Here is a 13,257-nt window from a genome sequence, read left to right as displayed (position 1 = left end):
CCCGGGGGTCACCTCCCGGGGGTCACCTCCCGGGGGTCACCTCCGGCGGGAGCGGCGGCGCCGCTCGAGGGACGCCCCGCCGCGGGTGAACGGCCGCGCGAGGTTGTCTCCGAGCACGACGCCGGCCGCCGCCCCCAGGATGATGGCCATCGCCGTGAGCATTCCCCCGGCGCCGGTGGTGATCTGCGCGGCGTCGATGGTCGCGATGTACATGGAGCGGAAGATCGTCAGCCCGGGCAGGAGGATGAGCGCCGCCGGGACCGCGACCACGAGTTGCGGCGCGCCGAGCCGGAGGGCCACGATCCGCGCGAGGAACCCCATGACGACGGCGCTCACCGCGGGCGCGATCCTGTCCCCAACCCCGAGGAGCCCCACCCCGGTCAGGGCGAGGTACCCCACGACGCCGACGGCCGCCGTCGGCAGCACGAGCCTCCGGGAGGTCTGCTCGGTGATGGCGATCGAGGCGACGGCGGCCCCGATGAGCAGCACCTGGACGATGTACGGGTAGGCGGGTGGGAACGTCTCGGTGACGTCGATCCGCTCGATCCCGAGCAGCTCCCCCACGGCCGTGGCGACGGCGATCCCGGCCACGAGCGCGGCGAACGTGAGGAATGCCGAGAGGTACCGGCCGGCGGCCGTCACGGGGAAGCCGTTGATGGCGTCCTGCGTCGCGGAGACGAGCCGCGCGGTCGGCAGCAGCAGGAGGATGCCGCCCACCACGACGATGGCCGGCGCGATGGGCAGATGCGCGGCGAACATCAGCAGCGCGACCATCGTCACCACGAACGAGCTCGCGAGCGTGACGAAGAAGTCCGGGATCCTCCACCGGCCCATCACCCGCGCCACCACCGAGATGAGCAGGTTGGAGCCGAAGGCGATGAGGGACGCGAGCTGCCCCCCGCCGATCACGCCCACGAACGCTGCCGCGAAGACGCCGAAGGCGAAGGTCACCGACCATTTGGGGAACGGCTTGGCGCGCCGCGAGATGCTCTGGAGCCGGCGCATCGCCTCGTCGCGGCCCACGCCGCCGGCCGCGATCTCGGTGACGAGCTGGTGCACGAGCACGAGGCCCGCGTAGTTGCTCGTCCACGAGCGGACCACGCGCATGAGCGTGATCGGCGTCCCGTCCTGCGGCGCGAAGTTGATCGCCACGGACTGGTTCGTGATGTCCACCTCGATGTGCCGCAGCCCGAGGGCGGCCGTCGAAGCGATCATGGAGGTCTCGACTTCGAGGGCGCCCGCTCCGTAGCGGAACATCGTCTCGGCCAGCAGGAGCGCGAAGTCGAGGGTCCGCCGGGCGGACTCGTCGGGCCCGGACGGGATCGCGAGGTTCTCGTACGGGCTGCCGGCAAGCCGGTCCACGATGCTCATCGGAGCCGTGGGCGGGTTCTCGCCCCGCATGAACCGCGCGAGGACGCGCTTCGCGGCGGCGTTGGCGCGGACCTGCGAGGCGCTGATCGGCTGGGTGGCCGGGGTCCCCGGCGCGGCGGGCGGCGGTGCGACCGCGGGAGCGGCGGCCGGGGGTGCGACCGGCGTCGGCGTCAGGGCCACCGGGGCGACCGGCGCCGGCGTGGGTGCGTGCAGCGCGGGCGGGGCGGACGACGGCGCGTGCCCACCCGCCGTCGTGCGTTCCCCGGCGGCAGTGGTCGCCGGGCTGTCCGATGCCGCAGCGGGCGCATCGGTGAAGGCGATGGGTGTGATCTGCGGAATCACGCCGGCGGGGATGTCCCCGCCGGGCCCCTCCGCGCGTTCGGACTCCGCCATGCGTATCCCTCCCCCGGGACCCTCTCGTGGATCAGTAGAACTGCTGGCCCGTGCGGCGCGTGTAGACCTGGCGCGCGATCCGCTCGCCCGCCGTCGTCCATGCCCTGTAGCGCAGCGGGTCGATGACGAAGTCCCAGCAGCCCACGAAGTCCGTCACGGTCTTGGTGAACGAGGTCTTGAACAGGCCCAGTCCGTGGAACGGGTGGGAGGTGTCCTTCAGGCGGTCCGCCGGCGGGGTGCCGCAGAAGTCGTACTCGGTGCAGCCGAGCTCCTTGACGCGGTTGATCGCGGTCCACTGCACGAGGTGGGAGTCGCCGTACTGGGTCCGCTTCTGCAGCGAGCCGCCGTCCTTGTACGTGCCCTTGCGGCCGTAGTTGATGACGAAGGCCCCGACGGAGGGCCGGCCGTTCTCGTAGACGAAGTAGAGCCGCCCCTGGCCGCGCTGGGTGAATTCGGTCCAGAACTGGCGGTAGTAGTCGAAGCTGCGCACCTGCACGCCGGTGCGCGACTTTGAGTTCAGCGTCCCTGTCATCAGGGCGTGCATGGTGCGGTAGTTCTCGAGCGTGGGCTCCGCCTCGACCACCTCGACGCCCTCGCGCTCGGCGCGGCGGACGGCGTTGCGGCCGCGGGAGTGGAGGCTCTTGAGGATGAGCCGGGGCTCGGTGCTGATGTCGAGGATCGCCGTCGAGTCGTTGGGCTGAAGGTTGGGGACCTTGACGAGGCCGGCCCCGGCCAGGAGCGCGCGGGAGGAGTCGGAGTCGACGATGTCCGGCTCGATCTTGACGGCGAACACGCCGAGGCGCTCCCGGAGCACGAACTCCTTCACGGCGGCGAGGGCCGCGGGGACCTGCTCGGCTGCCGCCACGTCCGGGCCCTTGATGAGGTACCAGAAGCGGCCCAGCAGGGGGACGGACTTCTCCAGGACGAGGTTGTAGCTCGGCTGTGCTTCATGCTCGCCGGCGCTGCCCCCGTGGCTGCCGCGCGGCTCCAGCACGAGGTGCCGGACGTCCCACCCGAAGTTCCTCTTGACGGCCGCGAACGCCGCCGACTGGAGCAGGTTGCCGCCATTGGGGTTGGCCGTGACGTGCTTGTCCCAGTTCTCGATTTCGGTGTCGTTCGCGAAGCGGGCGGTGAAGGTGACAGTGTGGCTGGTCACGGAGGAGGGATCCCTTCGGTCTGGCTGCGGGCCTCTGCCAGTCTAGTCAGTCCGCGCTGCTGCCCCTCCCCCCGGGGCCGGTTTGCGCTCCCGGCGGATCGGGAAACCGGTAGGCATGGCACATGACATCACCGGCAAGAAGATCGCGTTCCTCCTGACCAACGGCGTGGAGCAGGCCGAGCTCACCGAGCCGTGGAAGGCCGTCGAGCAGGCGGGTGGCCAGCCAGTCCTGGTCTCCCCTGAATCGGGAACGATCACCGCGATGAAGGGCGACTGGGACCACGGGGATTCCTTCCCAGTCGACGTCCCGCTCTCCGGCGCCAACCCGGACGACTACGACGCGCTCGTGCTCCCTGGTGGAACCGTGAACGCGGACAAGATGCGCCTCGAGAAGGAGGGCGTTGCGTTCGTGAAGTCCTTCGCCGAGGCCGGCAAGCCCATCTCCGCGATCTGCCACGGCCCGTGGATCCTCATCGAGGCGGGCGTCGTGAAGGGCCGCACGATGACCTCCTACGCGTCCCTCGAGACCGACCTCACCAATGCGGGCGCGCAGTGGGTCGACCAGGAGGTCGTGACAGACCACGGCCTCACGACCTCCCGCAACCCCGGCGACCTCGAGGCCTTCTGCAGCAAGATGCTCGAGGAGATTGCCGAGGGCCAGCACAGGTAGGAGCGCCGCCCGCAGGGGCCCGGCACGCTCTCAGCCGCTGGGCCCCTAGCACTCCACCACGTTCACCGCGAGGCCGCCCATGGCGGTCTCCTTGTACTTGTGGCTCATGTCCTTGCCCGTCTCACGCATGGTCACGATGACCTCGTCGAGCGAGACGCGGTGCGTGCCGTCGCCCCAGAGCGCCATCTTGGCGGCGTTGATGGCCTTGGCGGCGGCGATCGCGTTGCGCTCGATGCAGGGCACCTGGACGAGCCCGCCGATCGGGTCGCACGTGAGGCCGAGGTTGTGCTCCATGGCGATCTCGGCCGCGTTCTCGACCTGGGCGGGCGTTCCGCCCATCACCTCGGCCAGACCGGCGGCGGCCATGGACGACGCCGAGCCCACCTCGCCCTGGCACCCCACCTCCGCGCCGGAGATGGAGGCCTGCTCCTTGTACAGGACACCGACGGCGCCGGCGGCCAGGAGGAACTTCACGACCACGTCGTCCTTGTCCTCCTGCGTCGCCTTGTCCATGCCGGGGGCATAGTTGAGCGCGTAGTAGAGGACGGCGGGGATGATCCCGGCCGCGCCGTTGGTCGGCGCAGTGACGACGCGGCCGCCGGAGGCATTCTCCTCGTTCACCGCGAGGGCGATGAGGTTGACCCACTCCTGCCAGTACTTGGGATCGCGGTCCTTGTCCTCCTTCAGCAGCCGCTCGTGCCAGTCAGGCGCACGACGGCGCACCTTCAGTCCGCCGGGAAGGAGCCCCTCGCGCTTGAGGCTCGACTCGACGCAGCCCTCCATGACAGCCCAGATGTGGAGGAGCCCGTCGCGGATCTCGTCCTCGGACCGGGAGGCCTTCTCGTTGACGAGCATGATGTCGCTGATCGAGAGGCCCTTCGAGGAGCAGCGTCCCAGCAGCTCGGCGGCGGTGCGGAACGGGAAGGGGAGCTCCTTCTTGGACTCGTCGAGCTCCTTCTGCGCGGAGTCCTCCTCGCCCTCGCGCACGATGAAGCCACCGCCCACGGAGAAGAACGTGGCCTCGTGGAGCAGCTCAGGCGACCCCTCGGCGTCGTCCGCGCCGAACACCTGGAACCTCATGCCGTTGGTGTGCCGGGGCAGGACGGTGAGCGGGTGCAGGACCATGTCCTTCACCCCGTACTCGAGCAGCACGGCGCCGGCGAGGTTGAGCTTGCCGGTCTCGTCGATCGCCGCGAGACGCTCCTCGACCTGGTGCGGGAGGATCTCCTCCGGCTCGAAGCCCTCGAGGCCCAGGAGCACGGCCGTGAAGGTCCCGTGGCCGTGGCCGGTCGCGGCGAGCGAGCCGTAGAGGTCGACGCGCAGCGAGGCGACGCGTTCGAGGATGCCCTTCTCGTGCAGCTCGCGTGCGAAGACGGCGCCCGCGCGCATGGGGCCCACCGTGTGGGAGCTGGAGGGGCCGATGCCCACGGAGAACAGTTCGAAGACGCCGACGGCCATGTCGGGGATCCTTCCTGAAGGAGTTGGGGTGCGTGGGCCCGGGGTGGCCGGGCCCACGCAGGGGGTCACGCCAGGTCGGAGACCCCCGGGTAGAGCGGGTGCGCCGCGGCGAGGGCCTCGACGCGGGCCTTGAGGCCGGACAGGTCGCCCTCCGGCCCGGCGATGAGGGCCTCGGCGATGATGTCGGCAACCTCGCGGAACGCCGCCTCGCCGAAGCCGCGGGTGGCGAGCGCCGGCGTGCCGATCCGCAGGCCCGAGGTCACCATCGGCGGCCGCGGGTCGAACGGGACGGCGTTGCGGTTCACCGTGATGTCGATCGCCGCGAGGAGGTCCTCGGCCTGCTGCCCGTCGAGGGCGGCGTTGCGGAGGTCGACGAGGACGAGGTGGACGTCGGTGCCGCCCGAGACGACGCCGATGCCGGCGGCCTTGACATCATCCTGCGTGAGCCGCTCGGCGAGGATCTTCGCACCGGCGAGGACACGCTCCATGCGCTCCTTGAACTCCGGCGAGCCGGCGATCTTGAACGCCACGGCCTTGCCGGCGATCACGTGCTCGAGCGGGCCGCCCTGCTGGCCGGGGAACACCGCGGAGTTGACCTTCTTGGCGATGTCCGGGTCGTTCGTCAGGATGATGCCGCCGCGCGGGCCCGCGAGGGTCTTGTGCGTCGTCGACGTGACCACGTGGGCGTGCGGGACGGGGCTCGGGTGCAGGCCCGCGGCCACGAGGCCGGCGAAGTGGGCCATGTCCACCATGAGGTAGGCGCCCACGGAGTCGGCGATCCGGCGGAACTCGGCGAAGTCGAGCTGGCGCGCGTAGGCGGACCAGCCGGCCACGATCAGCTGCGGCCGGTGCTCCTGGGCGAGGCGCTCGACCTCGGCCATGTCGATCCGGTGGTCGTCCTCGCGCACCTGGTACGGGATGACGTTGTAGAGCTTGCCGGAGAAGTTGATCCGCATGCCGTGGGTCAGGTGGCCGCCGTGGGCCAGGTTCAGGCCCATGATCGTGTCGCCCGGCTTGATGAGGGCGTGCATGACCGAGGCGTTCGCCTGGGCGCCGGAGTGCGGCTGCACGTTGGCGTACTCGGCGCCGAAGAGCGCCTTGACGCGCTCGAGCGCGAGCGTCTCGATGACGTCGACGTGCTCGCAGCCGCCGTAGTAGCGCTTGCCGGGGTAGCCCTCGGCGTACTTGTTGGTCAGGACCGAGCCCTGGGCCTGCATGACGGCCACGGCGGTGTGGTTCTCGGAGGCGATCATCTCGAGGCCGCCGCGCTGGCGCGCCGCCTCGGCGTTGATGCTCGCAGCGACCTCCGGGTCGAGGGCGGCCAGGTCGGCGTCGAGCGACTCCGAGCGGACCTGCTCGAACTGCGCCGCGCCCTGCACGGGGGCGCTCACAGCTCGCCGCCGTTCTTCTCCGCGTACTCCTCGGCCGACATGAGCGGGCCCTCCTCGGAGACCTGGACGGTGAAGAGCCAGCCGGCGCCGTAAGGGTCCTCGTTGACCAGGGCCGGGTTGTCGATGGCCTCCTGGTTGACCTCGACGACCGTGCCGGAGACCGGCGAGTAGAGGTCGGAGACGCTCTTCGTCGACTCGATCTCGCCGCAGGTGGCGCCGGCGGTGACCTCGCTGCCGGCCTCCGGCAGGTCGAGGTAGACGACATCGCCCAGCGCGTCAGCGGCGACCTGGGAGACGCCTACCTTGGCGGCGGCGCCGCCGTCGGTATCGAGCCACTCGTGCTCTTCGGAGTAACGGAGGCCGGTCTGGACCTTGCTCATAGTGGTCTTCCTTTTCTTCTCTGAAGGGAAAGCGTGGAGCGCTACTTCTGGCGCTTGTAGAACGGGAGCTCGACGACCTCGAAGGGCTCGGCCTTGCCGCGCAGGTCGGCGTCGAGCTTCGTGCCGGGAGCGGAGAGCTCCACGTCGACGTACGCGAGCGCGACCGGGTAGCCGAGGGTGGGGCTGGGCTGGCCCGAGGTCACCTCGCCGACCTGGGCGCCGTCCTTGAGGATCGGGTAGTGGCCGCGGGCGGCACGTCGGCCGAGTCCCTTCAGGCCGACGAGGCGCTGGCCGCTCGTGGTGCCCTCGCCGGAAGCCTTCTTGGCCTCGAGCGCGGAGCGGCCGACGAAGTCGCCCTCCTTGCTCTTGAGGGCGACGACGCCGCCCAGGCCCGCCGCGAAGGGCGAGCGCTCACGGGAGAGCTCGTTGCCGTAGAGGGGCATGCCGGCCTCGAGGCGCAGGGAGTCGCGCGCGGCGAGGCCGCACGGGATGAGGCCGTGGCCCTCGCCGGCGGCCTTGAGGGCGTCCCAGAGGGCGGCGGCGCTGTCGTTGCCGACGAACAGCTCGAAGCCGTCCTCGCCGGTGTAGCCGGTGCGGGCCAGGAGCACCGGGATCGTGCCCTGCTCGAGCTCCACCTCGACCTCGACGGCCGCGTAGTACTTGAGGCCGGTCACGGCCTCGGCGTCCTGGGCGCGCACGACGGCGAGCACGATCGCCTCGGCGTTCGGGCCCTGAACCGCGACGAGCGACGTCTCGTCGGACGCGTTGCGGAGGGCGACCTTCCCGGCGTCGGACGACGCCGAGAACGCGGCGAGGCGGTCCTCGAGCTCGGCCGCCACCGTTAGCGCGTTGCCGGCGTTGGGCACCACGAGGAAGTCGTTCTCCGCGACACGGTAGACGATGAGATCGTCGATGATCCCGCCGTCCTCGGCGCAGATGAGCGAGTACTTGGCCTTGCCGACCGCGATCGCGGACAGCTTGCCCACGAGCGCGTAGTCGAGGAACGCGCCGGCGCCGGGGCCGGTGGCCCAGACCTCGCCCATGTGGGAGAGGTCGAACAGACCCGCCGTCTCGCGGACGGCGCGGTGCTCGGCGAGCTCCGAGCCGTACTTGAGCGGCATCTGCCAGCCGCCGAAGTCCGTGAATGACGCGCCGAGCTCGGCGTGCCTGTCATACAGGGCGGTGTGGCGCTCTGTGGTGGTACGACCAGTGGTGGTCTCAGTCATGGAGAGTCTCCTTGCGGTGGTTGAGCGAAGCGAAGCGGAGTCGAAACATGGTCTGGAGCCGGTTTCGACTCCGCTCAACCAGCGTGGTCGGTCAGTTCTCGAATGCTTCGAGGGGCGGGCACGCGCAGACGAGGTTGCGGTCGCCACCGGCGCCGTCGATGCGGCCGACGGGGGCGAAGTACTTGTCCTGCGTGTGGACGGAACCCGGGAAGGCGGCCTGCTCCCGGCTGTAGGGGCGGTCCCAGTCGGAGGAGACGACCGCGGCGGCCGTGTGCGGCGACCGGCGCAGCGGCGAGTCGTGGACGGTGAAGTCGCCGGCAGCGACCTGGTCGATCTCTGCGCGGATGGCGACCATCGCGTCGATGAACCGGTCGATCTCGCCGAGGTCCTCGGACTCGGTCGGCTCGACCATGAGCGTCCCGGCGACCGGGAACGCGAGGGTCGGGGCGTGGAAGCCGAAGTCGATGAGGCGCTTCGCGACGTCCTCCGCGGTCACGCCGGTCTTGGCGGTGAGGTCGCGCAGGTCGAGGATGCACTCGTGCGCGACGAGGCCGCCCTCTCCCGTGTAGAGCACGGGGAAGGAGGAGTCGAGGCGCTTGGCGATGTAGTTCGCAGCCAGGAGCGCGGACTTCGTGGCCTCGGTCAGGCCGTCGCCGCCCATGAGCTTCACGTACGCCCACGAGATCGGGAGCACGCCGGCCGAGCCGAAGCGCGAGGCGGAGACCGGCACGTCAGCTCCGCCGTCCCACGTCGCGGCATCGCCCGGCATGAACGGGGCGAGGTGCGCGCGGGCTGCGACCGGGCCGACGCCGGGGCCGCCGCCGCCGTGCGGGATGCAGAACGTCTTGTGCAGGTTCAGGTGCGAGACGTCGCCGCCGAACTTGCCCGGCTGGGCGAGGCCGACGAGCGCGTTCATGTTCGCGCCGTCGATGTAGACCTGGCCGCCCGCGGCGTGGACCGCGTCGCAGACCTCGCGGACGTCGGCGTCGTACACGCCGTGCGTGGACGGGTACGTGATCATGATCGCGGCGAGCTCGTCGCGGTGCGCCTCGATCTTGGCGTTGAGGTCGGTGTGGTCGATCGTGCCGTCGGAGGCCGTGGCGACGACGACGACCTTCATGCCCGCCAGGACGGCGGAGGCCGCGTTCGTGCCGTGGGCCGAGGCGGGGATGAGGCACACGTTGCGCTGCGCCTCGCCCCGGGAGGCGTGGTAGCCGCTGATCGCGAGGAGGCCCGCGAGCTCGCCCTGCGAGCCAGCATTCGGCTGGATGGAGACCTGGTCGTAGCCGGTGATGGCCGCGAGGTCCGCCTCGAGCCCGGAGATGAGCTCCCGCCAGCCCTCGGTCTGCGAGTCCGGAGCGAACGGGTGGATGCCCGCGAACTCGGGCCACGTGATGGCCTCCATCTCGACCGTCGCGTTGAGCTTCATCGTGCAGGAGCCGAGCGGGATCATCGTGCGGTCGAGCGCGAGGTCGCGGTCGGAGAGCTTGCGCAGGTAGCGCATCATCTGCGTCTCGGAGCGGTACGAGTGGAAGACCGGGTGGGTCAGGTACTGGCTCGTGCGCAGCGCGTCGGACTCGATTGCGAAGCCGCCGTCGCCCGTCCCTGTGCCGCTGGCGCCCAGGTGGACGTCGACGCCGTCGCCCGCAGCGCCGGCGCCGAACACGCCGGCCACGGTCGCGACATGCTCGGACGTGGTGGTCTCGTCGCACGAGATGCCCACGGTGTCGGCGTCGACGAGGCGGAGGTTCACGCCCTGCTTCTCGGCCTTCTCCACGAGGGCGGCGGCGCGGCCGGGGACGCGGGCCGTGATCGTGTCGAAGAAGCTGCTGTGGGCGATCTCGACGCCGGCGCCCTCGAGGGCCGCGGCGAGCGAGCGCGCGTGGCGGTGCGTGCGCTCCGCGATCGCCCGGAGGCCCTCGGGGCCGTGGTAGACGGCGTACATGGACGCGACGATCGCGAGGAGCGCCTGTGCCGTGCAGATGTTGGACGTGGCCTTCTCGCGGCGGATGTGCTGCTCGCGGGTCTGGAGCGCGAGGCGGTAGGCGGGGACACCGGCGTCGTCCTTCGAGACGCCCACGAGGCGGCCGGGGAGCTGACGCTCGAGGCCAGCGTGGACCGCCATGAAGGCGGCGTGCGGGCCGCCGTAGAAGAGCGGGACGCCGAAGCGCTGGGCGCTGCCCACGGCGATGTCCGCGCCCTGCTCGCCCGGGGACGTGATGAGGGTCAGGGCGAGGAGATCCGCGGCGATGGTCACCATCGCGCCGCGCTCCTTGGCCTGGGCGATGAGGCCCGAGGCGCTGGCGACGAGGCCGGACGCGCTGGGCTGCTGCAGGACGATGCCGTTGATCGGGCCGTCGGGCAGGCCGGCGGAGAGGTCGGCGACCTCGACCTCGAAGCCGAGGGCGGCGGCGCGGCCCTTGACGATCGCGATCGACTGCGGGAAGAGGTCTGCGTCCAGCACGGTCCGGCCGTTCGCGGCGGCCTTGTTCTTGTTGGCGCGGCGCATCAGCAGCACAGCCTCGACGACGGCGGTGGCCTCGTCCAGGAGGGACGCGTTGGCGATCGGGAGGCCGGTGAGGTCCTCGACCGCTGTCTGGAAGTTCAGGAGGGCCTCGAGGCGGCCCTGGGAGATCTCGGGCTGGTACGGGGTGTACGCCGTGTACCAGGCCGGGTCCTCGACGATGTTCCGGCGGATGACCGGAGGGGTGACGGTGTCGTAGTAGCCCTGACCGATCATCTGGACGCGGGGCTTGTTCTTGGCCGCCAGTGCGCGGAGGGAGGCGAGGGCCTCGGGCTCGCTGAGCGCCGTGTCGAGCGTGAGGGGCTGCTCCTGCTTGATGCTGTCGGGCACGGCGGCCGAAGCGAGCGCGTCGATGCTGTCGAACCCGACGGTGTTGAGCATGTGCTTGATGTCGGCGTCGCGCCGGACGCCGATGTGGCGGTCGACGAAGACTGCGGGGGAAAGGTCCGTCACGGGGAACTCCATCATTTCGGCCCACCTGGTGGGGTGTGGCGATGTAACAGGTTCCTCCCCGCTCTGTATGGGACCTGAGAGATTCCGCCGGATGGTTCCGGCTTGCACCGTCGGTGAGCCCAGTTGGGCCGCTTTCCAGAGTTGCCTTGCCGCAGCGGTACAGGTGCCTGAGAGATTCCTGGGGAGGTGTTGCTCCTACGGCGCCTGCTTGCTCTTGCTCGCAGGACTCTCCCGCCGCAGATCAGAGGCTGTCTTCAATTGTGCGCACACCCCGAGCGTTCGGCGCCGTGGTGTACGTCCAATTCTGCTATGCCAAGGGTCACATCGGCAAATGCCTGCCTCATCCGGGCTCAACTGAGAGCCACCTCCCGGACGCCGAAGGGCCCCGTCCTGGCGGACAGGGCCCTTCTTGTCTGGCGCAGCTCAGCCGGCAATCGGCGACCGCTCGCGCCGCAGCCGCTCCTGCGCCGCCTCGGCCGTCTGATGGATTCCCTTGAAGGCTCCCACCATGAGCGTCGTGCCGAGGAATGCCAGGACACCGAGCCCGAACAGCAGCGCGCCCAGCGCCACGGTGCCGAAGAAGACGGCCGTCTGAAGGTTGAAATCGAACATCGCTCCACTCGCTCCGGCCCCTCCCCTAGAAGGACCACCCCTCAATTTTCGCTGCCTGGCGGCGGCCGAATGGCGCGGAGGCAGACGCGGCGGCTGTGATATTCGACACGCGGGTCAGTTGCAGGCGATCCCGTCGCCGTTCCGGTCGAGCTGGAGGCTGTACCCGGCCTCGCCTGCGGTCAGCGTCGCGATTCCCGCCGCCCGCAGCGCGCCGCAGTTCTTGTAGCTCGGGGTGGGGGCGGGGCGGGCCGGCGCCGGGACCATGGCCTGCGCAGGTGCCGGCGGCGCGGTGGCCGCGGACTCGGGCTGCGGGACGGGTGGCGCCGAGGGGGCCTGGCTGAGGGCAGCGCGCGGCGCTTCCGGCGCGGCCGTTGTGGCGGGGATGCTCGTCGGGGCTGCGGACGCGGACGACGGCCCCACGGCGGGCTGCGTCGTCGTCGCACCCGGTGCCGGGGCACGGCCCGCGGGGGCGGCCAGGCCGCTGAGGGCCGAGGACCAGGCGCCGGCGACTCCCTGCACCGAGGCTGCTCCGAGCGCGAAGACGAGGGCCACGATGCCTCCCCACACGACAGTGGTCGGCACGAAGCCGGAGCCGGCGGACCTCCGCGCGGAGGACTTCCAGAAGAGAGCGAGGCACAGGAGCACTGCCGCCACGACAAGGACAGCGGCTGGGGCAACCACGAGACCGGCGACCGCCGCGCCCGCTGCCACGGCCACGAGAAGCGTCGTGAGAGGACGGATCCGGGTACGCTCGCGGCGCTCCCTCAGGCCCTCTCCGGGCCCTGGAGGAGCCTCGTCGTGGGGTCCGGTCTCAGGTAGCACCGCATGCCATTCTGCCACGCGGCTGCGCTCGGCCTCAGAGACGCGGGCCGCCCCTGGCACCGCGGTGGGCTTCCCATTCTTCCCGCAGCACCCCGTAGACGACCGCGTCGTAGAGCTCGCCGCGGACCTTCCGGGCCTTGCGGAACCGGGCTTCCTCGGTGAAGCCGAGCTTCTGGCCCACCCGGCACATGCCGACGTTCCCGCTCCAGGTCGCGAAGTCGAGCCGGCCGCTGTCAGTGGCCGCGAAGAGGTAGTCGGTCCACAGTGCCAGCGCCTCGGTCCCGTACCCACCCGACCAGTGCGCAGGGTCGAACACGACGAGGCCCAGCCGCCGCCACGGCAGCAGCGCGGTGCCGTCAGCGGACTCCTCCCCTGGCTTCTCCTCCCAGTACCACGAGGCCTGGCCCACGAACTCGCCCGAGGCCGCGTCCACCACGGCGAGGTTCTCGCGCACGGCCGGCCAGTCGGCGTCGTGCGCCCGCCGCAGGAGCCCGTCGCACCAGCGGTTCGCGCCGTCGGCGGTCCACCGCGAGTAGAACGGTCCGTCGAAGAGCTGCCACTCGTGGAGCCCGCTGGGGGTCGTGCCGGGGGCAGGAGGGACAATCCAGCGCCGGTAGGCCTCGATGTCTTCGGGAGTCCAGTCGCGCAGCACCACGCGCGACCCGGTCAGGAGCACAGGGGAGATCACCTGCGCCACCGTACACGCAGGCCATGCCCGGCGCCGTCCGAGGTAGCGGCGCCGGAGCGGCCGGCCCTCAGGCTGTGCCGGCACACGGCTCGCGGGCGGCGCCCAGGCAGCAC

At 71.0% G+C, this 13,257-nt stretch carries 11 protein-coding genes and 2 riboswitches; of the genes, 1 reads left to right on the top strand and 10 read right to left on the bottom strand.

Features of this window, described 5'->3' with window-relative positions:
* Nucleotides 1-36 precede the first annotated feature (36 nt).
* Both ABD298_RS15340 and ABD298_RS15335 read right to left on the bottom strand, forming a co-directional pair.
* The gene (locus ABD298_RS15340; RefSeq protein WP_344300631.1) at nt 37-1,764 is read right to left on the bottom strand and encodes a threonine/serine exporter family protein; all 1,728 of its coding nucleotides are present in this window, start codon (nt 1,762-1,764) and stop codon (nt 37-39) included.
* A gap of 31 nt (nt 1,765-1,795) precedes the next feature.
* Nucleotides 1,796-2,920, bottom strand: a complete 1,125-nt coding sequence (locus ABD298_RS15335; RefSeq protein ID WP_344300630.1) for a lipid II:glycine glycyltransferase FemX — start codon at nt 2,918-2,920, stop codon at nt 1,796-1,798.
* 115 nt (nt 2,921-3,035) lie between these two features.
* Here ABD298_RS15335 and ABD298_RS15330 point away from each other — a divergent pair, with 115 nt between their 5' ends.
* Nucleotides 3,036-3,590, top strand: coding sequence for a type 1 glutamine amidotransferase domain-containing protein (locus ABD298_RS15330; RefSeq protein ID WP_208711693.1), 555 nt, complete (start codon nt 3,036-3,038; stop codon nt 3,588-3,590).
* A gap of 45 nt (nt 3,591-3,635) precedes the next feature.
* Here the strand turns inward: ABD298_RS15330 and ABD298_RS15325 are convergent, their stop codons facing one another.
* The 8 genes from ABD298_RS15325 to ABD298_RS15290 form a co-directional block, all read right to left on the bottom strand.
* A complete protein-coding gene (locus ABD298_RS15325) occupies nt 3,636-5,048 on the bottom strand; it encodes an L-serine ammonia-lyase (RefSeq protein ID WP_344300629.1) in 1,413 nt (470 codons plus the stop codon).
* 65 nt (nt 5,049-5,113) lie between these two features.
* The gene (gene glyA, locus ABD298_RS15320) at nt 5,114-6,439 is read right to left on the bottom strand and encodes a serine hydroxymethyltransferase (RefSeq protein WP_344300627.1); all 1,326 of its coding nucleotides are present in this window, start codon (nt 6,437-6,439) and stop codon (nt 5,114-5,116) included.
* Nucleotides 6,436-6,819: a glycine cleavage system protein GcvH gene (gene gcvH / locus ABD298_RS15315; protein WP_208711690.1), complete on the bottom strand. Its 384-nt coding sequence runs from the start codon at nt 6,817-6,819 to the stop codon at nt 6,436-6,438. The genes glyA and gcvH overlap by 4 nt, the downstream gene beginning before the upstream one ends.
* 41 nt (nt 6,820-6,860) lie before the next feature.
* A complete protein-coding gene (gene gcvT / locus ABD298_RS15310) occupies nt 6,861-8,045 on the bottom strand; it encodes a glycine cleavage system aminomethyltransferase GcvT (RefSeq protein WP_344300626.1) in 1,185 nt (394 codons plus the stop codon).
* Nucleotides 8,046-8,136: 91 nt separating this feature from the next.
* The gene (gene gcvP / locus ABD298_RS15305; protein WP_344300726.1) at nt 8,137-11,034 is read right to left on the bottom strand and encodes an aminomethyl-transferring glycine dehydrogenase; all 2,898 of its coding nucleotides are present in this window, start codon (nt 11,032-11,034) and stop codon (nt 8,137-8,139) included.
* Between the two features lie 41 nt (nt 11,035-11,075).
* Nucleotides 11,076-11,166, bottom strand: a riboswitch (glycine riboswitch).
* 1 nt (nt 11,167) lies between these two features.
* Nucleotides 11,168-11,266, bottom strand: a riboswitch (glycine riboswitch).
* A gap of 179 nt (nt 11,267-11,445) precedes the next feature.
* Complete coding sequence (locus ABD298_RS15300; RefSeq protein WP_344300625.1) at nt 11,446-11,634, bottom strand: hypothetical protein; 189 nt, start codon at nt 11,632-11,634, stop codon at nt 11,446-11,448.
* A gap of 114 nt (nt 11,635-11,748) precedes the next feature.
* Entirely contained in the window at nt 11,749-12,351 is a 603-nt protein-coding gene (locus ABD298_RS15295; RefSeq protein WP_344300624.1) for an excalibur calcium-binding domain-containing protein, read from the bottom strand.
* Between the two features lie 139 nt (nt 12,352-12,490).
* Nucleotides 12,491-13,144, bottom strand: coding sequence for a GNAT family N-acetyltransferase (locus tag ABD298_RS15290; RefSeq protein WP_344300623.1), 654 nt, complete (start codon nt 13,142-13,144; stop codon nt 12,491-12,493).
* Nucleotides 13,145-13,257: the final 113 nt, after the last annotated feature.

Origin of the sequence: Sinomonas flava (assembly GCF_039531875.1) — a bacterium.
Classification (GTDB): domain Bacteria; phylum Actinomycetota; class Actinomycetes; order Actinomycetales; family Micrococcaceae; genus Sinomonas; species Sinomonas flava.
This window is presented reverse-complemented; position numbering and strand designations above follow the sequence as displayed.